The following is a 21,961-nucleotide window of genomic DNA, read 5'->3' as shown; positions in this document are numbered from 1 at the left end:
GCTCACCACCGGTCGTGCTCCGGCGCGTCGACGATTCCCGGTCGGCGCGTCAACCGGCGTGTCCGGCCAGGTGCGTTGAGCGAGTGACGGTGGAGAACAGCCGTGCCCAGAGATTCGAAGGCGTGCGCGGTAACCCCACGAAGGAGTGAACTCACGTCAGGTACCTGACTGTTCACTCTCAGTGCGTAATTCTTTCCGGGTCCCAGGCTTTCTCCTATGGGGGTCCCACCCTTGAACAGCATCAACCACCGTATGCCCGCACGCCGTTTCGCCGTCACCGCGGCCGCCGCCGTCCTCACCGCGGGTCCCACCGCGCTGGCCGGCGCGGGCACCGCCCATGCGACCGGCGACCACGGCCGCGCGAGCGCCGTCGTGCTCCGCACCGGACTCGACGTGTCCCTCCTCAAGAAGACCGTGAACGTCCCGCTCACGGTCTCCCTGAACGAGGTGCAGGCACCGCAGAGTGCCGAGAAGACCGCCCTCACCGCCCAGTTGGACGGCGTCGACCACGGACGTCCCTTCAGCGTGCTGCGCGCCGAGGTCGCCACCGCCGAGGCCACCGTCTCCGCGGAGAAGGCCGAGGGCTCGACCCGTCTCGCGCACGCCGCCGTCCACGTCCCCGGGCTGCCGCTGCTCTCCCTCATCGAGGTCCAGGAAGTGACCTCGAAGGCGACCTGCGAGGCGGGCAAGAAGCCCGTCGCCACCGCCAACCTGCTGGGTTCCGTCACCGTTCTCGGCAAGAAGGTCACGCTGACGACGGGCGGCCCGACCCATGTGAAGGTCCCCGGGGTCGGCGAGGTGCGGCTCGATCTCTCCAGGACCGAGACGACCTCCCGCACGGCAGCCGCCTCGGCGCTCGAACTCAACGTGTCCGTCGACCCGTTGAAGCTGGGCGTGGCCGCGGTGGAGGGCACGGTGACCCTGGCGAAGGCCACGTGTGAGTCCCCGGCCGAGCCCGCGGCCCGGGAGTCCGCGCCCGCCGCCCAGGAGTCCGCGGCGGCCGGCCCCTCCGAGGAAGCGGCCGCCCCGGCGGCCGAGGCGAGCCCGCAAGGCGCTCCCGAGGGAGGAGGCCTCGCCGAGACCGGAAGCAGCTCGATGACGCCGTACCTGGCCGGTGGCGCGGCGGTCCTGCTCGCCGCGGGCGCCGGAGCGGTCACGCTCTCCCGCCGCCGCAGGAGCTGACGCCGGCCCCGGGCCGCGGCGGGAGCCGACACCCGACTTCGGCCGCCGTGGAGACGGAACGGCCCCGGCCCGTCCGCGAGTTCACGAGACGGGCCGGTCGGGTGGGGCCTGGCACCGCCGCCGGGTGAGGTGCCCGCGCCTCCACGGCCCCGGGTGCCCCTGCCGGCCGCGGTGCCCTCGATTCAGCCGGATCCGGCGTCCGAGCCGGCTGTGGTTCCCGTACCTCCCCAGGCGCTCTCGGCCCCGTCGGTCTCGGCAGGGTGGGAAGCGCCGTCCCCGGCGACCGTCATCGCCCGGTCCAGGGCCTGGAGGAACCGGTTGACGGTCGCGCGGTCCCGTACCGCCATGCGCAGCCACTCGTCCCCGAGCCCGGGAAACGTGCCCCCGCGCCGCACAGCGAACCCGAGATCGCGAAGCGCGCGGCGTACCCCCGCGGCCCGCGGCAGCCGCACCAGCACGAAGGGCCCCTCCGCGGGCTCCACCACCCGCAGCCCGTCGGTGCAGGTGAACTCCCGCAGCCCCGCGACCAGATGGTCCCGGTCCTTGGCGATCCGCCGCGCCGCGTGGGCGGCCTCCGCGAGCGCCTGCGAGGAGACGCACGCCTCCGCCGCCGCGAGCGCGGGCGTGGACACCGGCCACAGCGGCTGGGCGCGCTCCAGCCGCGCGATCGTCCCGGGATCGGCGAGCACATAGCCGATCCGCAGCCCCGCGAGACCCCACGTCTTCGTGAGGCTGCGCAGCACGACGAGCCCGGGGACATCGGTCCGCCCGGCCAGGCTCTCGCGTTCGCCCGGCACCGCGTCCATGAACGCCTCGTCGACCACCAGCACCCGCCCGGGACGGGCCAGTGCGGCCACCGTCGCGGCCGGGTGCAGCACCGAGGTCGGATTGGTCGGGTTGCCGATCACCACGAGATCGGCGTCCTCGGGGACGGCGCCCGGATCGAGCCGGAAGCCGTCCTCCTCGCGCAGCAGCACCCGGCCGACCGCATGCCCGGCGTCCCGCAGCGCGGCCTCCGGCTCCGTGAACTGCGGATGCACCACGACCGGACGGCGTACGTCCAGGGCGCGCGCGAGCAGCACGAACGCCTCGGCCACCCCCGCCGTGAGCAGCACCCGCTCCACCGGCAGCCCGTGCCGCGCCGCCACCGCCGCCCGGGCGGACCGCCCGTCCGGGTAGGCCGCCAGCGACGGCAGCGAGGCGCCGATCCGGTCCAGCAGCCAGGAGGGCGGGGTGTCCGCCCGGACGTTCACGGCCAGATCGGTCAGCTTGGAACCGTCGTCGCGCACCTCGGCGTCGCCGTGGTGCCGCAGATCGTGCCCGCCCTCGGCGGCGTCGTCAGTGGGCATGGGAATGCGTGTGTCCCCCGTGATGGTGGTGCCCGTGGCCGTCGTGATGGCCGTCGTCGTCCGGGTGGAAGTGCGGCTGCTGGGGGAGCCCCACCTTGTCCTCGAAGCCGGGCAGCGCGATCCGGTAGACGCAGGAGTCGCAGTTCATCCGCAGGTCGCCCGCGACGGCCTCCCGGTAGCGCTCCATGACCAGGTCGAGCAGCTCGGGCTCGGGACCGATGACCTCGGCGGAGCCCACCGCGACCTCCGGGTGCGCGGCGGCCCAGTCCCGCGTCTGGCGCCGTACCCGGTCCGGGAGGATGCCGGTGAACAGGAAGTAGGGCAGGACCACGATCCGGCGCGCGCCGAGCCTCACGCAGCGGTCGAGGCCCGAGGGTACGTCGGGAGCCGCCAGGGACACGAACGCGGTCTCGACGCCCGCGTACCCCCGGCCCTCCCACAGCAGCCGCGCGGCCTTGTGCACCTCGGCGTTGGCGTCCGGGTCGGTGGACCCGCGGCCCACGAGCAGCACGGTCACCCCGGCCCGCTCCTCGGGGGTCGCGACACTGTCGCCGAGGGCCTCGTCCAGCCGCCGCTCCAGCACGGCGAGGAGCGACGGATGCGGGCCCAGCGGACGCCCGTACGTGTACGAGATCCCGGGGTGCCGCTCCTTCTCGCGGGCCAGCGCCGCCGGGATGTCGCCCTTGGCGTGCCCGGCGGACACCAGCATCAGGGGTACGGCGGCGAAACGCCGTACGCCCTGTCCGACGAGTTCGCCGACCGCTTCGCCGAGCGGCGGCGGCGACAGCTCGATGAACCCGCCGGCGACGGGCAGTTCGGGATGGCGGCGGCCCAGCTCCCGTACGAAGGAACGGAAGGCCTCGGCTCCGGCCTCGTCCCGGGTGCCGTGTCCGGCGATGAGCAGGGCGGGGGGCGGGGTGGTCACGATGTCTCCTCGGCGGCGGGGTGGGCCGCGGTGGTCGTCGGGGCCGGGCCGGCCCCAGCGGTCTTCTTGCGGGCCAGGCCGGCCCGGACGGACTTCTTGTCGGCCAGGTCGGCCAGGTCGGTGTTCCTGTGGGCCAGGCCGGCCCTGACGGTGCTCTCGCGGACCAGGTCGGTCCGGACCGTCTTCTCGGGACCCGGCCGGGCCCGAGCGGTCCTCTCCGAGGCCGCGTCGGCCCGCGGAAGAGGGGGGTGGGTGCCGGCGGACTCCCGCCCGGCGTGCTGCGCGGCCCGGGTCCCGGAACGCACCTGGCTCACTGGGCTCACTCGGTCTCCTTCTGCCAGCGGTAGCCGCGCGGAGTCACCATGCGGCCGGCGATCTCGCGGGTCGCCGTATTGCCCACGGTCACCACCGTCATCATGTCGACGATTGCCGGATCCAGGGACCCCAGCGTCGTGACCCGGCTCGATTCGTCCGGCCGGGAGGCGTTGCGCACGACCCCCACTGGAGTCCCCGGCTCCCGGTGCTCGGAGAGGACCGCGAGCGCCTTGGGGAGCTGCCAGTGGCGGCCACGGCTGCGCGGGTTGTAGAAGGTCACGACGATGTCGGCCTCGGCCGCCGCGCGCACCCGGCGCTCGATGACCTCCCACGGCGTGTGCAGGTCGGACAGGCTGATCGACACATGGTCGTGGCCGAGCGGCGCGCCGAGGATCGCCCCGGCCGCGAGGGCCGCGGTCACCCCCGGCACCCCGACGACGTCGATGTCGTCGGACGCCTCGGCCAGCGCGGGCGACGCCATCGCGTACACGCCCGCGTCGCCGCTGCCGATCAGCGCGACGGCCTGTCCGCGGCGCGCCTCGGCCACCGCCGTGCGCGCCCGCTCCTCCTCCGCGCCGAGGCCCGACTCCAGGATCAGGGTGCCGGGCCGCAGCAGATCGCGGATCTGGTCGACGTACTGGTCGAGCCCGACGAGCACCGCGGCCCGCCGCAGCTCCGCCGTCGCGCGCGGGGTGAGCAGATCGCGGGCCCCGGGGCCGAGTCCCACGACCGCGAGCCGTCCGCGCGCCGGGCGGCGGACGACCGCGCAGGTCGCCATCGCGGGCAGGCCGTCCGCCCGTACCGACTTCCGCTTGGGTACGAGGAGTTCGCCCCCGCCGATCAGCGCGGCGGCCTCCGCCACGGACGGGGTTCCCACGGCGGCGAGCGGCGCGCCCGAGGGGTTCGGGACCGTCACCGCCGCCAGCTCCTTCGCGCCGTAGGTCACGAGCGGGACCCCGAGCCGGGCCGCGGCCCCGACGATCCCGGGCTCCTCGGACTTGGCGTCCACGGTGGCGAGTTCGGCCACCGACGACGCGGAGAGTCCCGCCTCGCGCAGCGCGTCCCCGACGAGGTCGAGGACCTCCTCCACGGGGGCGCCCCGGGAGGCGCCGACCCCGACGACGAGGGTCGGCGGACGCAGGACGACCTCGCGCGCGGAGGTCTCCCCGGCCCGGTCGCTCACCCGGACGACGGCGGCACCCGGCGCCGCCGGGCTCCCCACGTTCGGCGGCAGGGCGGGCAGCGGCCAGGGCGACTCCCGCTCCAGCACGACCGGTTCGCCGTCCAGCACGGCCCGCGAGACCCCGGCGAGATCCCCCTCCACCGGAAGGCCGAGGGTGTCGAGACCGGGCACCCCCACCGCGTCCGTCGCCGTCGTCACCACCGGCTCGGCGCCCAGCAACTCGCCCACCTCGCGGGCGAGTTCGTTCGCCCCGCCCGCGTGGCCGCCGACCAGCGAGACGGCGAAGCGCCCCGCCTCGTCGACGCACACCACGCCGGGGTCCGACCTCTTGTCGCCGAGCAGCGGAGCGATGAGCCGTACGACCGCGCCCGTGGCGAGGAAGCACACCACCTGGTCGCACTCCGCGAAGGCCCGCCGCACGGCGTCCGCCACGGGCCCGTCGTACACCCGGGTCCGCGTGGACCAGGCAGCGGCGAGCCGGTCACGGGCCGCCGCGCCCGCCGCCGTGGCGGAAATCAGGCCGATCACTGGGGGACTCCTTCGGTAGTGGCCGGAGGCCGGACGCCCCACAGCACGAAGACGGGATTGACCGCCGCGAGCCGGGAGACCTCACCCGGCAGCGGGGCGAGCCGCGAGGACTGCAACAGGACGCCGTCGCAGGTGAATCCGGCGGCGCTGAGCGCGTCCCGGGCGGCCGGCACCCGGTCGAGCGCGGCCATCGCGATCACGACGGCCCGCCGGGCCCGGCGCGCGCACGCCGAGACGATCGCGGGCAGGTCCCGGCCGCCGCCGCCGATGAACACCGCGTCCGGGTCGTGGGGGCCGTCGAGGCCGGACAGCACGGCGGGCGCGGCCCCGTGCACGACCCGCACGTCCACGCCGTGCGCCGCCGCGTTGGCGCGGACGCGCTCACAGCCGTCCGCGGTCTTCTCGACGGCGGTGACCGCGGCGCCGAACCGCGCGCACTCCACGGCGACGGAACCGGAGCCCGCGCCGATGTCCCACACCAGGTCGCCCAGCCGCGGCCCGATCCGGGCCAGCGCCAGCGCCCGTACCTCGAACTTGCTGATCATCGAGTCGCGGTGGGCGAACTCGCCCTCGTCCAGGGCCCATCGGCTCGGACCGGCCACCGGCCCCGCGACGGTCCGCACGGGAGCCAGGGCCCGCGAGGTGTCCAGGCACAGCACGACACTGACCGCCGGACCCCAGTCGCGGGCGGCGGCCTCGGCGGGTGTGACCCGCTCGACCCGCTCCCGCTCAGGGTCGCCGAGGGCGCTCGCCACCACCAGCACACGCTCCGCTCCCGCGTCGGCCAGGGCCGCGCCCAGCTCGGCGGGCCCGGACCCGGGAGCGGTCAGCACGGCCACCTTGGGCCGCGACCGGCACACCAGGACCGCCGTCCGCGGATCACGCCCGTGCGCGCTGACCACCACCGCGTCGTCCCAGGGCAGCCCGAGCCGGGCGAAGGCCGCCGCCACGGACGAGACCCCGGGACGCACGTCGAGACGCCCGGCCCCGAACCGCTCCGCGAGCGCCCGTACGATCCCGAAGAACCCGGGGTCGCCCGAGGCGAGCACCACGACCGGGCCTCCGAGGGCGCCGTCGTCCGTGTACCGCTCGATCCGCTCCAGGGCCGGTGCCAGCGGCCCGAGCACCACCCGTTCCGCCCGCTCCGGGGGCCGGGCCGCCTCCAGGTGCCGCCGCGCACCCACGACGAGCCCGGCCACGGCGAGCACCCCCTCGGCGTCCGGGGGCAGCGGCGCGCCCGTGCCCGTACCGACGACGGTGATCACGGCGGAACGGTCCGCGGGACCGGCGGACCCTCCCGCCGCGACGGTGACGTCCACCCTCACGACGCGGGGCCCTGCGCACTGCCCGCACTGCCCGCACCGCTCCGGCGCGCGGCGCGCAGTTCGGCGCGCGCCTGCGGGTCGGCCTTGCGGAAGCCGTGGAAGTGACCGGGGTGGTAGAGGTGCGAGCGGGTGCCGCTCGCGTCGAGCGCCGGGCCGACCAGGAAGAGCGTGTGCTTCCAGAGCTTGTGCTCCTTGACCGTCTCCTCCAGCGTGCCGATGGTGCACCGCACGATCAGCTCCTCGGGCCAGGTCGCCTGGTAGGCGACCACGACCGGTGTGGTCGTCGGATAGCCGCCCTCCAGCAGCTCCCGCACCAGCTGCCCGCTGCGCGCCGCCGACAGGAACAGCGCCATCGTCGTGCCGTGCTTCGCGAACTCCCGTACGTCCTCCCCGGGCGGCATCGGCGTCTTGCCGCCGCCGAGCCGGGTCAGGATCACGGACTGCGCCACCTCGGGGATCGTCAGTTCGCGCTGCGCGATCGCGGCCACCGCGGAGAAGGAGGAGACACCCGGCACGATCTCGGTCTCGATGCCGAGCTCCGCGCACCGGTCGACCTGTTCCTGCGTACCGCCCCACAGGGCCGGGTCGCCGGAGTGGATCCTGGCCACCCGCAGGCCCTCGGCGCGGGCCCGCTCGTAGACGGCGACGACGTCCTCCAGCGACATGGTCGCCGAATCGAGGATCTCGGCGCCCTCCCGCGCGTGGCCGAGGACCTCGGCCTGCACCAGGCTGGCCGCCCAGATCACGACATCGGCCTCGGCGATGGCGCGCGCGGCGCGGAACGTCAGCAGGTCGGCGGCGCCGGGGCCGGCACCGACGAAGGTCACTTTGCCGGTGGGGGCATCGGCCATGGGAATCGGTCCTCTCCTACGGAAGATCAGGGGGTGTTGCGAAGGGTTCAGCGGGTGCGGGGCCGTCGCCCCGGGTGCGGACACGGGGGTGGATCGGATAGCAAGGGCCTATGGCGGTCCTCGTCGCGCTCGGCGCGTTCCTGATGACGCTGGTCGGCGGCTGGACCGCGCAGCGGGTGACCGACCGCCGTCATCTGGTGCTCGGCCTGGCCGGCGGCCTGATGCTGGGCGTGGTCGGCCTCGATCTGCTGCCGGAGGCGCTGGCCGCGGCGGGCACCGAGGTGTTCGGCGTCCCGGCCGCGCTGCTCCTGTTCGTGGGCGGCTTCCTGCTGGCCCATCTGGTCGAACGGCTCCTCGCCCACCGCCAGGCCGCGCACGGCGGTGAGGAGCACGCCGGACGCGCGCCCGAGGTTGGCCTCACGGCGGCCGCCGCCATGGTGGGCCACAGCGCGATGGACGGCGTGGCGATCGGCGCCGCCTTCCAGGTCGGCGGCGGGATGGGGCTGGCGGTGTCCCTCGCGGTGATCGCCCACGACTTCGCGGACGGCTTCAACACGTACACGATCACGAGCCTGTACGGGAACGCCCGCCGCAAGGCCCTGCTCATGCTGTACGCGGACGCGGCGGCCCCGATGGTCGGCGCGGCCTCGACGCTGTTCTTCACCATCCCCGAGCGGCTGCTCGGCGGCTACCTCGGCCTCTTCGGCGGTGTGCTCCTCTACCTCGCCGCCGCCGAGATCCTCCCCGAGGCGCATCACGAGCACCCCGCCCGCTCGACCCTGCTGTGCACGGTCGCGGGCGTGGCCTTCATCTGGCTGGTGGTGGGCCTCGCGGGCTGAGCCCGGGAAGTCCGCCGGGCGCGAGAGGGTCACAGCTTCCCGCCGCGTGTGCCGTCGCGGCGCGCGGGCGCGATGAGCGTCGACAGATACGGGAGCGGTCCGCCGTCCAGCTCGGCGGCCGGCCGGATCGACTCGTCCTCCAGACCGAGCGCCGACCCCCAGACGGCGTCGTCGATGCGCCCGCTGTCCCGCAGCGCCTCGGCCACCTCGGCGGCCTGCCGCCCGAACTTGTACGCGACCACCGTGCCGGGCCCGTTCAGGGCGTCCTTGAGCACGGCCGCGCCCGCGGTCACCGGGACGAGCGTGAGCGGCTCGGTCCCCTCGGTCAGGACGGCACCCGACCGGGCGGCGAGGTCCTGCATGGCGGTGATGCCGGGCACGGTCTCCACGACCGTGCCCGGCACGAGCTCCCCGATCGTGTGGGCGAGATACGTGAACGTCGAGTACACGTTGGGGTCCCCGATGGTGGCGAAGGCGACCGTGCCGTGCCGGCCGAGCAGGCCCGCGACCCGCTCACCCGCGGCGTCCCAGGCCGCCTCGCGCCGCGTCCGGTCGCTGCGCTCGTTGAGCGCGAACACCACCCGGACGACCTTCTCCTCGGGCACGTAGTGCAGGACGGTCGCCTCGGCCCGCCCCGGCTCGCCGCCGTCCTCGCCGTCCGGCGCGGCCATGACGGGCACGACGACGACGTCCGCGGCGCGCAGGGCGTTGACGCCCTTGACGGTCACCAGCTCCGGGTCGCCCGGGCCGACCCCGACCCCGATCAGCTTGCTGCTCATGACGTCAGGCACCTCTCGACGAACCGACGGGCCACGCCGGGCTCGGACGCCCAGTGCGTGTGCAGAAAACTCGCGTGCACGCCCTGCTGCACGAATCCTTCGACGCGCCGCTCGGGGGCGCGCATCCCCCAGGCGGGAGAGGCCCCGGCGCCCGGCTCCACGACCGTGCGGTGGAACTCGTGCCCGCGCATCCGGGTGCCGGCCACGGCGAGCGAGCTGTCGCCGAGGGCCACGGCGTCCCGGTAGCCGAGGGTGAGCCGCGCGTCCATCCGGGCGGTCGCGTCGAGCACCCCGCACATCGGCCGCCCGTCCAGTTCCCGGCACAGATAGAGCAGCCCGGCGCACTCGGCCGCGACCGGCGCCCCGGCCGTCGCCAGCTCGGTGACCGCCTTGCGCAGCGGCTCGTTGGCGGACAGCTCGGCCGCGTAGACCTCGGGGAAGCCGCCGCCGATGACCAGACCCCGGGTCCCGTCCGGCAGGTGCTCGTCGCGGAGCGGATCGAAGGAAACGACCTCGGCCCCGGCGGCGGTGAGCAGTTCGGCGTGCTCGGCGTACGAGAAGGTGAACGCCTCCCCACCGGCGACGGCCACCAGGGGCGCTCGCTGCCCGACGGGGCGGCCGGGGGCCGTGGTCGCGCCCGCGACGGCCACCCGCGGCCTCCGCTGTCCGGCCGGGCGGCCGGGGGCCGCTTCCGCGCCCGCGACAGGCACCGATGGCGCTGGCTTCTCGGCCGGGCGAGTCGGGTGGTCGTGGGTGGGCGAGTCGACGGCCTCGGCCGCGTCCCAGGCCGCACCCGGCAACGCGCCGGCACTCCCCGCCAGCGCCGCCAGCGCGTCCAGGTCGCACCCCTCGGCGACCTGTGCCGCCATCGCCGCGACCGCCGCCACCGCCTCCGCCCGCCGCTCGGCGACCGGCACGAGACCGAGGTGCCGGGACGGTGTGTCCACCTGCGGCGCCCGTCGCAGCACCCCGAGCAACGGCACCCCGGACGCGTCCAGCGCCTCCCGGAGCATGGCCTCGTGCCGCTCGGACCCCACCTTGTTGAGGATCACGCCCCCGATCCGCACCTCGGGGTCCCAAGAGGCGAACCCGTGCACCAGCGCGGCCACCGACCGCGACTGCGAGGACGCGTCGACGACCAGCACCACCGGCGCCCGCAGCAGCTTCGCCACCTGCGCCGTGGACGCGAGCTCCCCCTCGCCCGCGGCCCCGTCGTACAGCCCCATCACGCCCTCGACGACCGCGAGATCGCACCCGCGCGCCCCGTGCGCGAACAGCGGACCGATCAGTTCCGTGCCGCACAGGTACGCGTCGAGATTGCGGCCCACGCGCCCGGTGGCGAGCGCGTGATACCCGGGGTCGATGTAGTCGGGCCCCACCTTGTGCGGGGACACGGCGAGCCCCCGCGCGGCGAACGCGGCCATCAGCCCCGTGGCGACGGTCGTCTTGCCGCTGCCCGAGGAGGGCGCGGCGACGACCAGCCGGGGAACACGGGACATCACCACTCGATGCCCCTCTGGCCCTTCTGGCCCGCGTCCATCGGATGCTTGACCTTGGACATGTCGGTCACGAGATCGGCCAACTCGACCAGTTTCTCCGGGGCGTTGCGCCCGGTGATCACGACATGCTGGGTGCCGGGACGGTCCCGCAGCACCGCGACGACCTCGTCCGTGTCGATCCAGCCCCAGTGCATCGGGTACGCGAACTCGTCGAGCACGTACAGCTTGTACGTCTCGGCGGCCAGGTCGCGCTTGACCTGCTCCCAGCCCTCGCGGGCCTTCTCCTCGTTGTCCATCTGCGCGTCGCGCTGGACCCAGGACCAGCCCTCGCCCATCTTGTGCCAGTCGACGGACCCGCCCTCGCCCGAAGCCCCGAGCACCCGCAGCGCGTTCTCCTCGCCGACCTTCCACTTCGCCGACTTGACGAACTGGAACACCCCGATGGGCCACCCCTGGTTCCAGGCGCGCAGCGCGAGCCCGAACGCGGCGGTGGACTTGCCCTTGCCGATCCCCGTGTGCACGACGACCAGCGGCCGGTTACGACGCTGGCGAGTCGTCAGTCCGTCCTCCGGTACGACACTCGGCTGTCCCTGCGGCACTAGGCGGCCCTCCCTCGTACGTCCTTCACCAGTCCGGCGATCGCGTCCGCCCGCAACTCGCCGAGTGTCACCGCCGTACCGCCGAGATCCGCGGCCAACCGCCCGGCCAGGCCGAGGCGTACGGGTCCCGACTCGCAGTCCACGACCACCGAGGCGGTGCCCTCGGCGGCGAACAGCCGTGCCGCGCGTGCCCCGAGCGCCACCGGCTCGGGCCCGCCGGTCGCCCGCCCGTCCGTCACCACCACGACCAGCGCCCGCCGCGCCGGATCGCGCAGCCGCTCCACGCGCAGCACCTCGTGCGCGGTGAGCAGTCCGGCCGCCAGCGGGGTGCGCCCGCCGGTCGGCAGCGACTCCAGGCGGGCCGCGGCCGCGTCCACCGACGACGTCGGCGGCAGCACGACCTGCGCGTCACGGCCCCGGAAGGTCACCAGACCCACCTTGTCCCGCCGCTGGTAGGCGTCGAGCAGCAGCGACAGCACGGCGCCCTTCACGGCGCCCATCCGCTGCCGCGCGGCCATCGAACCGGAGGCGTCCACCACGAACAGCACGAGGTTGCCCTCGCGGCCCTCGCGGGTGGCCTGCCGCAGATCGTCACGGCGCACCACCAGGCCCGGCCCGGAGCGCCCACGCGCCCGCTGGTGCGGGGCGGCCGCCTGCACGGTCGCCGCCAGGTGCAGCTTGGTGAGCGTTCCCCGGGGCCGCCGTGCCCCGGTCGTCCGGCCGTGCTCGGTCCGCGCCCGCGAGCGCCGCCCGGCCGCGCCCTCACCGAGACCCGGCACACTCAGCATCTTCGTGCGAAAGGGCTCGGCGGCCCGTGCGGGCGCCTGCTCGCCGCCCTGACCGGCCGGGGACCTCCCCTCGTCCGAGGGCTCGCCCTGGGCCGGGACGTCACCGGCGGGGGAGCCGTCGTCCGGTCCGTCCTGCGGCGGCCGGCCGCCCCCGCCGGGCCCGTCCGGGTCCGGGTCGGGGTCGTCGTCCGAGGAGTCCTCGCCGGAGGAGTCCTGGTCCTGCTCCTGGCCCTGGTCCGCGTCCGAGCCGCCGAACTCCTCCAGCGTCTCGTCGAGTTTGTCCTCGTCGAGTCCGGGCGCGTCGAAGGGATTGCGGCGACGCCGGTGGGGCAGCGCGAGCAGCGCCGCCTGCCGCACGTCCTCGGCGAGCACCTCGGTGCGCCCCGCCCACGCGGCGAGCGCGGTCGCGGTCCTGGCCATCACGATGTCCGCGCGCATGCCGTCCACCTCGAAGGCCGCGCAGGTCGCCGCGATCTGCCGCAGCGCGCCGTCGCCGATCCGCACCCGTGGCAGCAACTCCCGGGCCGCGACGATCCGCTGCCGGACGGCGGCCTCCTCGTCGGCCCAGCGCCCCGCGAAACCGGCCGGGTCGTCGTCGTACGCCAGCCGCCGCCGGACGACCTCGACCCGCTGGTCGGGCTCGCGCGAGGCGGCGACCTCGACGGTCAGCCCGAACCGGTCGAGCAACTGCGGCCGCAGCTCGCCCTCTTCGGGATTCATGGTCCCGACGAGCAGGAACCGCGCCGCGTGCCGTACGGAGACACCCTCGCGTTCCACGTACGAGGCGCCCATCGCGGCCGCGTCCAGCAGCAGGTCGACCAGGTGGTCGTGGAGCAGGTTGACCTCGTCGACGTAGAGGATGCCGCGGTGGGCCTGAGCCAGGAGACCGGGCTCGAAACTCTTCACGCCCTCGGCCAGGGCGCGTTCGATGTCGAGCGAGCCCACCAGCCGGTCCTCGGAGGCACCGACGGGCAACTCGACCATACGGGCGGGGCGTCGCGCCCCGGTCCCGGCCTCGTGCGGCCCGTCCGGGCAGGCCGGGTCGGCGGCGGCCGGGTCGCAGGAGAACCGGCACCCGGGCACGACGGCCACCTCCGGCAGCAGCGCCGAAAGGGCGCGTACCGCCGTCGACTTGGCGGTGCCCTTCTCGCCGCGGACCAGTACACCGCCCACGGCCGGCGAGACGGCGTTCAGCAGCAGCGCGAGCCGCAGGTCGTCCTGGCCGACCACCGCCGTGAACGGGAACGGGGTACTCACTGGTCGTCGCCCTCCAAGTCGCCTTCGAGCTCCAGATAGGTGGCGCGCAGCCGCTCCAGCGTGTCCGCGTCCGGCTCGGCCCACAGACCGCGGTCGGCGGCCTCCAGCAGCCGCTCGGTGATCCCGCGCAGCGCCCAGGGGTTGGACTTCTTCATGAAGTCCCGGTTCTCCGCGTCGAAGACGTACTCCGCGCTGAGCTTCTCGTACATCCAGTCGTCCACGACCCCGGCGGTGGCGTCGTAGCCGAACAGGTAGTCCACGGTCGCCGCCATCTCGAAGGCGCCCTTGTAGCCGTGCCGGCGCATCGCCGCCATCCAGCGCGGGTTGACGACACGGGCCCGGAAGACCCGGTGCGTCTCCTCGCCCAGCGTGCGGGTCTTCACCTGGTCGGGAACGGCCGAGTCCCCGACGTACGCCTCGGGGGAGGCCCCGGTGAGGTGGCGGACCATCGCGACCATGCCGCCGTGGTACTGGAAGTAGTCGTCGGCGTCCACGAGGTCGTGCTCGCGGGTGTCGACGTTCTTCGCCGCCACTGCGATCCGCCGGAACGCCGTCTCCATGTCCCCGCGCGCGGCCCGCCCGTCGAGCCCGCGCCCGTAGGCGTAGCCGCCCCAGACGGCGTACACCTCGGCGAGGTCGGCGTCCGAGCGCCAGTTGCGGGCGTCGATCAGCGGCAGCAGCCCGGCGCCGTACGCGCCCGGCTTGGAGCCGAAGATACGGGCCGTCGCGCGCCGCCGGTCGCCGTGCTCGGCGGTGTCCTCGTCGGCGTGCCTGCGCACGAAGTTCCGGTCGGCGGGCTCGTCCAGCTCGGCGACCGCGCGGACGGCGTCGTCCAGGAGCCCGACCACGTGCGGGAACGCGTCCCGGAAGAACCCGGAGATACGGACCGTGACGTCGATGCGCGGGCGGCCGAGCTCGTCCAGCGGGACGATCTCGAAGCCGGTGACCCGCCGCGACGCGTCGTCCCACACCGGGCGGCAGCCGAGCAGCGCGAGGATCTCCGCGATGTCGTCGCCCTGGGTGCGCATGGCGGACGTGCCCCACACCGTCAGCCCGACCGATGTCGGGTAGTCGCCGGTGTCCTGGAGGTAGCGCTGGACGAGCGAGTCCGCGAGGGACTGGCCGACCTCCCAACTGAGCCGGGAGGGAATGGCCTTGGGGTCGACCGAGTAGAAGTTGCGGCCGGTCGGCAGGACGTTGACGAGCCCGCGGGTCGGTGAGCCCGAGGGGCCCGCCGGGACGTAACCGCCGTTCAGGGCCTTGAGGATGTGCCCGATCTCGTCCGTCGTCCGGGCGAGCCGCGGTACCACCTCGCGGCAGGCGAACTCCAGCACGGCGACGGCGTCGGGGAGTTCGGTGCCGAGGACGTCCCGCACGAGCGCCGGCACGGCGGCCGGATCCCAGCCCCGCTCCTCCATGCCGAGCGCCGCCCGGCGGCACAGCTGCTCCAGCAGGTCGATCGCGTCGGCCGCCGAACGGGCCGGGCCCTCCACGAGGTCGGTCAGCTCGACGGGCGCCTTGACCGGGGCGCCCGGCTCGGCGAGCAACTCCTTCTCCACCAGGCCGAAATGCTCGGCGAGCGCGGCGCGCAGACCGGGCAGCGCGTTCGCCGCGCCGCCCCACACCTGCGCGGCGCGCAGCACGGCCAGCACCAGGTTCACCCGCGGTTCGGCCTCCGGGCCGCCGCCCAGGATGTGCAGACCGTCACGGATCTGCACATCCTTGATCTCGCAGAGGTAGCCGTCGATGTGCATGACGAAGGAGTCGAAGTCGCCGTCGTCCGGCTGCTCGTCGACATGCAGGTCGTGGTGGAGCTCGGCCGCCTTGACCAGGGTCCAGATCTGCGCGCGGACCGCCGGGGCCTTCGTCGGGTCCAGGTCGGACACGAGCGCGTACTCGTCGAGGAGCTGTTCCAGCTTCGCGAGGTCGCCGTAGGTGTCGGCGCGGGCCATCGGCGGCACGAGGTGGTCGACCACGGTGGCGTGCCCGCGCCGCTTGGCCTGCGTGCCCTCGCCGGGGTCGTTGACGATGAACGGGTAGATCAGCGGGAGTTCGCCGAGGACCGCGTCGGGCGCGCAGCCGCCACTGAGCCCGAGCCCCTTGCCCGGCAGCCACTCCATCGTGCCGTGCTTGCCCATGTGCACGACGGCGTCCGCGCCGAAACTGTTCTCCAGCCAGCGGTAGGCGGCCATGTAGTGGTGCGAGGGCGGCATGTCGGGGTCGTGGTAGATCGCGATCGGGTTCTCCCCGAAGCCGCGTGGCGGCTGGATCATCACGACGACGTTCCCGAACTCCAGGCATGCCAGGACGATGTCGTCGCCGTCGGTGTAGAGGGAGCCCGGCGGCTCGCCCCAGGCCTCCAGCATGCCCTCGCGCAGGGCGGGGTCGAGGGTGTCGAACCAGGCCCGGTAGTCGGCGAGCGGCACCCGCGCCGGGGCGGCGGCGAGCTGCTCCTCGGTCAGCCACTCCACGTCGTGGCCGCCGGCAGCGATCAGGCGGTGGATCAACTCGTCGCCGTTGTCGGGGTATGGGGTGAGGGCGTAGCCCGCGTCGCGGAGCGCGTCGAGGACCCGTACGGCGGAGGCGGGGGTGTCGAGGCCGACCGCGTTGCCGACCCGCGAGTGCTTGGTGGGGTAGGCGGTGAAGACGATCCCGAGCTTCTTCTCGCCGTTCGGCTTGTGCTTCAACCGCGCGTGCCGCAGGGCGATTCCGGCGACCCGGGCGGCCCGCTCGGGGTCGGCGACGTACACGGGGACGTCGTCCGGGCCCTGTTCCTTGAACGAGAACGGCACGGTGATCAGACGGCCGTCGAACTCCGGGATGGCGACCTGCATCGCCGCGTCCATGGGGGACAGGGCGGCGTCCGAGGCGTCCCAGGCGGCCTTGGACGAGGTCAGGCAGAGACCCTGGAGCACCGGGATGTCGAGGTCGGCGAGGGCCCCGATGTCCCAGGCCTCCTCGTCGCCGCCCGCGGATGCCTGCGAGGCGTGGGTGCCGCCCGCGGCGAGGACGGTGGCGACGAGCGCGTCGGCCCGGCCCAGGATCTCGTACAGACCGGGGTCGGCTCCGCGCAGCGAACCGCAGTACACGGGAAGGGCGTTGGCGCCGCGCGCCTCGATCGCCTCGCACAGGGTGTCCACGAAGCCGGTGTTCCCGGACAGTTCGTGCGCCCGGTAGAACAGCACACCGACCGTCGGCCGGCCGTCCACGTACGCGAACTCGCCGTGGACGCCGAACTCGGCGGTCCGGTGCGGCTCCTCGAAGCCCTCGCCGGTCAGCAGCACGGTGTCGGAGAGGAACCGGGCCAGCTCGCCGAGGTTCGCCGGACCGCCCTCGACCAGATAGAGCAGCGCCTCCGCGACCACACCGGCGGGAGCCGACGACTCGGCCATCAGCTCGGCGTCCGGGACGGACTCGCCGCCCAGCAGCACGGTCGGGATCCCGGCCGCCTTCAGGAAGGCCAGCCCATCCTCCCAGGCCCGCTTCCCGCCGAGCAGCCGGACGACGGCCAGGTCGGCGCCCTCGACCAGCGCGGGCAGTTCGCCGGTGACGTCCACCCGGGTCGGATTGCCGATCCGGTAGGCGGCGCCGCTGGCGCGGGCCGCCAGCAGATCCGTGTCGGCGGTCGACAACAACAACACAGTGCTCATGCGGGTGCTCCCGGTGGAATGAAGGGCAGTCCTCGTGGCGCGCCGGACTCGATGAGCCGCCACAGCGCGTCCGTGTCCGCGTGTTCCTCGATCAGGTCGCCGAGCCGGTCGAGCTGCTCCTCGCGCAGCGCCGCGAACGACGTGTCGGGGGCCGGCACGAAGCGGCGGCCCGCGGCGGCGGCCACCTCGCGCAGATAGGCCCGTCTGAATCCGTCCGACTCCAGGGAGCCGTGCCAGTGCGTGCCCCGGACGGAGCCGACCCGGCAGCCGTCCAGGGCCGCTCCCGCGGCGTCGGACATGAAGGTCTCGCCGCCGGTGACCTCGGCGACGCCATGGTGGATCTCGTAGCCCTCGACGTGCTCGCCGAGGGCCTCGCCGACCGGACGCGCCAGCGTCTTCTCCCGCGCGAACCGCACGCGTACGGGCAGGAGTCCGAGCCCTTCGACCCGGCCGGCCCGGGACTCGACGTCGTCCTCGATGGACTCGCCGAGGAGCTGGTAGCCGCCGCAGATGCCGAGGACGGGCCGCCCCTCGGCGGCCCGGCGCGCGAGGGCGTCCGCGAGGCCGCGTTCGCGCAGCCACCGGAGCGCCCCGACGGTGCCCCGGGTCCCGGGCACGACGACCAGGTCCGCGTCGGCCAGTTCCTCGGCCCGGTCCACGAACCGCACGACGACACCCGGTTCGGCGGCCAGCGCGTCCACGTCCGTGAAGTTGGACATCAGCGGGACCGCGCAGACGGCGACCCGCAGGACGTCCGCGCCGACGGGGGAGGAGACGACGGACTCGCGGACGGCCCCGCGCAGCGAGACCCGCAGCCCGTCCTCCTCGTCGATGCCGAGTCCGTGCCGGAAGGGCAGCACCCCGTAGGTGCGCCGCCCGGTCAGGCCGTGCAGCATGTCGAGGCCGGGCTCCAGCAGGCTGACGTCACCGCGGAACTTGTTGACGAGGAACCCGGCGACGAGCGCCTGGTCCTCGGGGGACAGCAGCGCGACCGTCCCGAAGAACGAGGCGAACACCCCGCCCCGGTCGATGTCGCCGACGACGAGCACCGGAAGCCCCGCGTTGCGCGCCACCCCCATGTTCACGATGTCGGTACGCCGCAGATTGATCTCGGCCGGACTGCCGGCCCCCTCGCAGATCACCGCGTCATACGTGCCCCGCAACTGCTCCAGACAGTCGAGGACGGTCGCGAGGAGTGCCTCCCGGTGCCCCCCGCTCAGCCGGTCCCCGGTCGGGGCGGTGCCCGACGAGGGGTCCGTCATGGACCCGGCCGTCCCGAAGAACCCGCGCGCGCTCATCTCGCCCACCGGCCTGCCCATCAGGACGACCTGGCTGGTGCGGTCGCCGCCCGGCTTGAGCAGCACGGGATTCATCAGCGCGGTCGGCTCCACCCGGGCGGCCTGCGCCTGCATGGCCTGCGCCCGCCCGATCTCGGCGCCCTCGCGGGTCACGAACGAGTTCAGCGACATGTTCTGCGCCTTGAAGGGCGCGACCTTGACGCCCTGGCGCACCAGCCACCGGCAGATCCCGGCGGTCACGACGCTCTTGCCCGCATCGGAGGTGGTCCCGGCGATCAGCAGCCCGCCGCTCATGCGGTGCGCCCCTTCCTGGTGGACGGAACCGGAACCGGAACCGGAACCGGGTCCCGTCCGGCTCCGGTGAGCAGGATCCGGGCCGCGGCGCTCACCCCGAGCGCGAGCCAGCCGACCCGCCGGGAGAGCCGTACGGCCCGTTCGATGTCGTGGACCTGGACGGCCCGCCCCGTGCCGTTGAGCACGGGCCGGTGCTCGACCCGTCCGCCGTACGCGAGGGTGCCGCCGAGCCGTACCCCGAGCGCGCCCGCGAACGAGGCCTCCACGGGACCGGCGTTGGGGCTCGGATGCCGGCGGGCGTCCGCGCGCCAGGCGCGTACGGCACCGCGCGGGTCGGATCCGGCCACGGCCGCGAGGACGGCGGTCAGCCGGGCCCCCGGCCAGCCGGCGACGTCGTCGAGCCGGGCCGAGGCCCAGCCGTAGCGCCGGTGGCGGGGCGACTTGTGTCCGACCATGGCGTCGAGGGTGTTCACGGCGCGGAAGGCGACGAGTCCGGGCACACCGGCGACGGCGCCCCAGACCAGGGCGCCGACGACGGCGTCGGAGGTGTTCTCGGCCACGGACTCGACGACGGCGCGCGCGACGCCGTCGGCGTCCAGGGCCTGCGGATCGCGACCGCACAGATGCGGCAGCCGCTCCCGGGCCGCGTCGAGGTCACCGGCCGCGAGCGCGCCGCCGATCCCGCGCGCCTCGCGGCCGAGCGAGGTCCCTCCGACGACGGCCCAGGTGGCGGCGGCGGTCAGGGCGATCGAGGCGGTACGGGAGCGGCGTACGGTACGGCTCGCGAGCGCGGCCAGTCCGGTGGCGCCGCCCACGCAGACGGCGGTGTGCAGGGCGCCCCACCCGCGGTGGTCCCGCCACAGCATCCGCTCCACGGCGGCCGCGGCGTGCCCGAACGCGGCGACCGGATGCCCCCGGCCGGGATCGCCGAGCAGCAGGTCACCGAGAAGGCCGGCGGCGGCGCCGTACGCGAAGACGCGATCGGCACGCACGGGGTCAGCCGGCCGTGGGGTGGAGCGGAACCCTCGTACTCAGCGAAACGGGCAACGGGCAGCCGCGCATGGCGATATGTCCTCACTCAGGGTGTCCACGCCCTGGTTCGACGAGACCGGCGGTGAGAGTTCCTGGCTCCCGGGGAGTTTCTTCCCCGATGACAGTGGCGGGACCGCGCCGGATTCGCACCGGCTTCCTCTCATGCCGCCGTACTTGGCTCCGGCAGTCCACCACGGGGTGCGAACGGCCGTCAACTGGCTGTTGACCTGCGGAGGGACAGTGTGCGAAGGCCCACATACGCGTGGGGTGCGGGACGGTGATCCGTCCCGCACCCCACGCGTATGTACCGCTCGGCGCAGCCCGCTCCGGGCCGCCGGGACCTACTCGTCGTGACCGGGCCCCGGTGCCGGGCTACTTGGTGATGATCAGTGAGATGCCGTACGCCACCGCGGCGGCGCAGGCCGCGAAGCAGACGTAGGCGCCGGTGGCCGCCGCGACCGCGGAACCGCCCTGGGCCGACTCCTTCTTGGCGAGGCCGGCGACGCCGAGGGTGAAGAGGGCGACGAGGGCCACGGTCACTCCGAGGCTGACCCCGAAGACGGACCCGAGGGCTGACCAGTCGATGTTCATGCTGTTGCTTCCTTTGGTCTCAGGCCACTCGGGACGGAGCCGACGGGTTCGCCGTGGGCTCCGCCGGAGCCGGGATGGTGGCCGTGAGGCCTTCGGCCACGGAACCGGCCGGGGGCGGGGTGACCGCGGCGATGGCCTGCGTCACCACTCCGGCGGGCTCCTCGGTGTCGTTCACGTTGCTGTGGTCGATCACCTCGCGGCGCGAGCGGCGCCAGATCGCGAAGCTGGAACCCACCAGGAAGGCGGCCACGAGCGCGGTGCCCCAGGCGCCGAAACCGGTCACCCATTCGGCGCCGGCGCCGACCAGGGCGGCGGCGGGCAGGGTGAGGACCCAGGCGACGACCATGCGGGTGGCGGTGGACCAGCGGACCACACCGCCCTTGCGGCCGAGGCCCGCGCCCATCACGGAACCGGAGACCGAGTGCGTGGTGGAGAGGGAGAAGCCGATGTGCGACGAGGCCAGGATGACCGTGGCCGCGCTGGTCTGGGCGGCGAAGCCCTGCTGCGGCTGGAGGTCGGTCAGGCCCTTGCCCATCGTGCGGATGATGCGCCAGCCGCCCAGGTAGGTGCCGAGCGCGATCGCGAGACCGGCGGAGAGGATGACCCAGACCGGCGGGTCGGAGTCGGGAGCGACGGCGCCACCGGCGACCAGGGCCAGGGTGATGATGCCCATCGTCTTCTGCGCGTCGTTGGTGCCATGGGCCAGCGAGACCAGGCCCGCGGAGGCTATCTGGCCGGCGCGGTAGCCCTTCTTCGTGGCCTTGGTGTCGGTGTCACCGCTCAGCTTGTACGACAGCCGGGTGGCGAACATGGCGGCCAGACCGGCGACGATCGGGGCCGCGACGGCGGGCAGGAGCACCTTGCCGACCAGGACGTCACCGTGCACGGCGCCGGTACCGGCGGAGGCGATGGTGGCGCCGACCAGGCCGCCCATGAGGGCGTGCGAGGAGCTGGACGGAAGTCCGACGAGCCACGTCACCAGGTTCCAGAGGATCGCGCCGACGAGCGCCGCGAAGATCACCTCCGGCCGGATGCCCGACTCGTCGACGAGGCCCTTGGAGATCGTGTTGGCGACCTCGACGGAGAGGAAGGCGCCGACAAGGTTGAGGGCGGCGGACATGGCCACCGCGACCTTGGGCTTGAGTGCGCCGGTCGAGATGGTGGTGGCCATCGCGTTGGCGGTGTCGTGGAAACCGTTCGTGAAATCGAACACGAGAGCGGTGACGATCACGATTCCGAGGAGGAGCGTGATGTGTTCCATTTACCCAGGCTTCTGTTGGACGTCAGTGGCAGGTGGACCGTAGGCAACCTGGGTGAACGGAAGATGAACTGGGTCGGGCCTCATGGTGTCCCGAACAGTGGAATGACATTCCGCTTGTGTCGAGGCGTGATCGAGCAGGTTCGAACGGATGCGGAATTCCGTACTCCGCTTGGGGTCCGCGTCCGGGTTTCACCGCCCGGGCCGAGGGGGGTTCGGGTGACGAGATCCCGGTCACGCCCAGGCTGTAGCCGTCGTCACACCCTCCGGGGGTCCGAGGAGGTCGCCCGATGGAGGGTGTCCGGGTATGTGCGGGATCGTAATGGGTCGACCACGGGGTGTGATCCGTGGCAAATGTCCGACCCGGACAGTGTCGGCGATCCGACGATGTGATGTGACTCAAATCACATACAGCCGGG

The 21,961-nt window shown here is 74.1% G+C and carries 17 protein-coding genes and 1 riboswitch; of the genes, 2 read left to right on the top strand and 15 right to left on the bottom strand.

Translation table 11 applies throughout. The features are described 5' to 3' along the window. The first annotated feature begins 231 nt into the window (after positions 1–231). Positions 232–1,182 (top strand): SCO1860 family LAETG-anchored protein, encoded by a 951-nt coding sequence (locus ACZ4AA_RS29120; RefSeq protein ID WP_467609326.1) that lies wholly within the window; start codon positions 232–234, stop codon positions 1,180–1,182. Positions 1,183–1,364: 182 nt separating this feature from the next. Here ACZ4AA_RS29120 and cobC read toward each other — a convergent pair whose 3' ends face one another. The 6 genes from cobC to cobM are packed head-to-tail and all read right to left on the bottom strand — an operon-like array spanning position 1,365 to position 7,658. Next, entirely contained in the window at positions 1,365–2,531 is a 1,167-nt protein-coding gene (gene cobC / locus ACZ4AA_RS29115; RefSeq protein ID WP_467609324.1) for an Rv2231c family pyridoxal phosphate-dependent protein CobC, read from the bottom strand. Then, positions 2,521–3,456, bottom strand: a complete 936-nt coding sequence (locus ACZ4AA_RS29110; protein WP_467609322.1) for a sirohydrochlorin chelatase — start codon at positions 3,454–3,456, stop codon at positions 2,521–2,523. Before ACZ4AA_RS29110 ends, cobC begins: the two co-directional genes overlap by 11 nt. Beyond that, on the bottom strand, positions 3,453–3,779 hold the full coding sequence (locus tag ACZ4AA_RS29105; RefSeq protein ID WP_467609319.1) for a hypothetical protein: 327 nt from the start codon (positions 3,777–3,779) through the stop codon (positions 3,453–3,455). The genes ACZ4AA_RS29110 and ACZ4AA_RS29105 overlap by 4 nt, the downstream gene beginning before the upstream one ends. Continuing rightward, positions 3,776–5,482, bottom strand: coding sequence for a precorrin-3B C(17)-methyltransferase (gene cobJ, locus ACZ4AA_RS29100; protein WP_467609317.1), 1,707 nt, complete (start codon positions 5,480–5,482; stop codon positions 3,776–3,778). The genes ACZ4AA_RS29105 and cobJ overlap by 4 nt, the downstream gene beginning before the upstream one ends. Beyond that, a complete protein-coding gene (gene cbiE / locus ACZ4AA_RS29095) occupies positions 5,479–6,747 on the bottom strand; it encodes a precorrin-6y C5,15-methyltransferase (decarboxylating) subunit CbiE (RefSeq protein ID WP_467609315.1) in 1,269 nt (422 codons plus the stop codon). The genes cobJ and cbiE overlap by 4 nt, the downstream gene beginning before the upstream one ends. Before the next feature lie 56 nt (positions 6,748–6,803). Continuing rightward, positions 6,804–7,658 (bottom strand): precorrin-4 C(11)-methyltransferase, encoded by an 855-nt coding sequence (gene cobM, locus ACZ4AA_RS29090; protein ID WP_467609312.1) that lies wholly within the window; start codon positions 7,656–7,658, stop codon positions 6,804–6,806. A 110-nt stretch (positions 7,659–7,768) separates the two neighbouring features. Here cobM and ACZ4AA_RS29085 point away from each other — a divergent pair, with 110 nt between their 5' ends. After that, positions 7,769–8,497 (top strand): ZIP family metal transporter, encoded by a 729-nt coding sequence (locus ACZ4AA_RS29085; RefSeq protein WP_467609310.1) that lies wholly within the window; start codon positions 7,769–7,771, stop codon positions 8,495–8,497. Between the two features lie 29 nt (positions 8,498–8,526). Here ACZ4AA_RS29085 and cobI read toward each other — a convergent pair whose 3' ends face one another. From cobI to ACZ4AA_RS29040, 9 genes are all read right to left on the bottom strand, one after another. Further along, on the bottom strand, positions 8,527–9,276 hold the full coding sequence (cobI, locus tag ACZ4AA_RS29080; protein WP_467609307.1) for a precorrin-2 C(20)-methyltransferase: 750 nt from the start codon (positions 9,274–9,276) through the stop codon (positions 8,527–8,529). Further along, the gene (locus ACZ4AA_RS29075; protein ID WP_467609304.1) at positions 9,273–10,775 is read right to left on the bottom strand and encodes a cobyrinate a,c-diamide synthase; all 1,503 of its coding nucleotides are present in this window, start codon (positions 10,773–10,775) and stop codon (positions 9,273–9,275) included. The genes cobI and ACZ4AA_RS29075 overlap by 4 nt, the downstream gene beginning before the upstream one ends. Next, on the bottom strand, positions 10,775–11,374 hold the full coding sequence (gene cobO / locus ACZ4AA_RS29070) for a cob(I)yrinic acid a,c-diamide adenosyltransferase (RefSeq protein WP_398401721.1): 600 nt from the start codon (positions 11,372–11,374) through the stop codon (positions 10,775–10,777). Before cobO ends, ACZ4AA_RS29075 begins: the two co-directional genes overlap by 1 nt. Continuing rightward, positions 11,374–13,419, bottom strand: coding sequence for a putative cobaltochelatase (locus tag ACZ4AA_RS29065; protein ID WP_467609301.1), 2,046 nt, complete (start codon positions 13,417–13,419; stop codon positions 11,374–11,376). The genes cobO and ACZ4AA_RS29065 overlap by 1 nt, the downstream gene beginning before the upstream one ends. Beyond that, complete coding sequence (cobN, locus tag ACZ4AA_RS29060) at positions 13,416–17,069, bottom strand: cobaltochelatase subunit CobN (RefSeq protein WP_467609299.1); 3,654 nt, start codon at positions 17,067–17,069, stop codon at positions 13,416–13,418. The genes ACZ4AA_RS29065 and cobN overlap by 4 nt, the downstream gene beginning before the upstream one ends. Beyond that, positions 17,066–18,661 (bottom strand): cobyric acid synthase, encoded by a 1,596-nt coding sequence (locus tag ACZ4AA_RS29055; protein ID WP_467609297.1) that lies wholly within the window; start codon positions 18,659–18,661, stop codon positions 17,066–17,068. Before ACZ4AA_RS29055 ends, cobN begins: the two co-directional genes overlap by 4 nt. Then, a complete protein-coding gene (locus ACZ4AA_RS29050) occupies positions 18,658–19,653 on the bottom strand; it encodes a cobalamin biosynthesis protein (protein ID WP_467609295.1) in 996 nt (331 codons plus the stop codon). Before ACZ4AA_RS29050 ends, ACZ4AA_RS29055 begins: the two co-directional genes overlap by 4 nt. Before the next feature lie 107 nt (positions 19,654–19,760). Further along, positions 19,761–19,901, bottom strand: a riboswitch (cobalamin riboswitch). 164 nt (positions 19,902–20,065) lie between these two features. Further along, positions 20,066–20,284: a hypothetical protein gene (locus tag ACZ4AA_RS29045; protein ID WP_339128573.1), complete on the bottom strand. Its 219-nt coding sequence runs from the start codon at positions 20,282–20,284 to the stop codon at positions 20,066–20,068. 19 nt (positions 20,285–20,303) lie between these two features. Beyond that, positions 20,304–21,545: an inorganic phosphate transporter gene (locus ACZ4AA_RS29040; RefSeq protein WP_467609293.1), complete on the bottom strand. Its 1,242-nt coding sequence runs from the start codon at positions 21,543–21,545 to the stop codon at positions 20,304–20,306. Between the last annotated feature and the right edge of the window lie 416 nt (positions 21,546–21,961).

This window comes from Streptomyces sp. NPDC024698 (genome assembly GCF_055559015.1).
The sequence above is the reverse complement of the archived record's forward strand: the minus strand, read 5'-3'. Positions and strand labels throughout refer to the sequence as shown.

Excerpts from the sequence above, each read along its gene's own strand:
- ACZ4AA_RS29045 (WP_339128573.1), bottom strand. The coding sequence starts at position 20,284 with ATGAACATCGACTGGTCAGCCCTCGGGTCCGTCTTCGGGGTCAGCCTC.
- cobI (WP_467609307.1), bottom strand. The coding sequence starts at position 9,276 with ATGAGCAGCAAGCTGATCGGGGTCGGGGTCGGCCCGGGCGACCCGGAG.
- cobM (WP_467609312.1), bottom strand. The coding sequence starts at position 7,658 with ATGGCCGATGCCCCCACCGGCAAAGTGACCTTCGTCGGTGCCGGCCCC.
- cobC (WP_467609324.1), bottom strand. The coding sequence starts at position 2,531 with ATGCCCACTGACGACGCCGCCGAGGGCGGGCACGATCTGCGGCACCAC.
- ACZ4AA_RS29040 (WP_467609293.1), bottom strand. The coding sequence starts at position 21,545 with ATGGAACACATCACGCTCCTCCTCGGAATCGTGATCGTCACCGCTCTC.
- ACZ4AA_RS29075 (WP_467609304.1), bottom strand. The coding sequence starts at position 10,775 with ATGTCCCGTGTTCCCCGGCTGGTCGTCGCCGCGCCCTCCTCGGGCAGC.
- ACZ4AA_RS29055 (WP_467609297.1), bottom strand. The coding sequence starts at position 18,661 with ATGAGCGGCGGGCTGCTGATCGCCGGGACCACCTCCGATGCGGGCAAG.
- ACZ4AA_RS29085 (WP_467609310.1), top strand. The coding sequence starts at position 7,769 with ATGGCGGTCCTCGTCGCGCTCGGCGCGTTCCTGATGACGCTGGTCGGC.
- cobN (WP_467609299.1), bottom strand. The coding sequence starts at position 17,069 with ATGAGCACTGTGTTGTTGTTGTCGACCGCCGACACGGATCTGCTGGCG.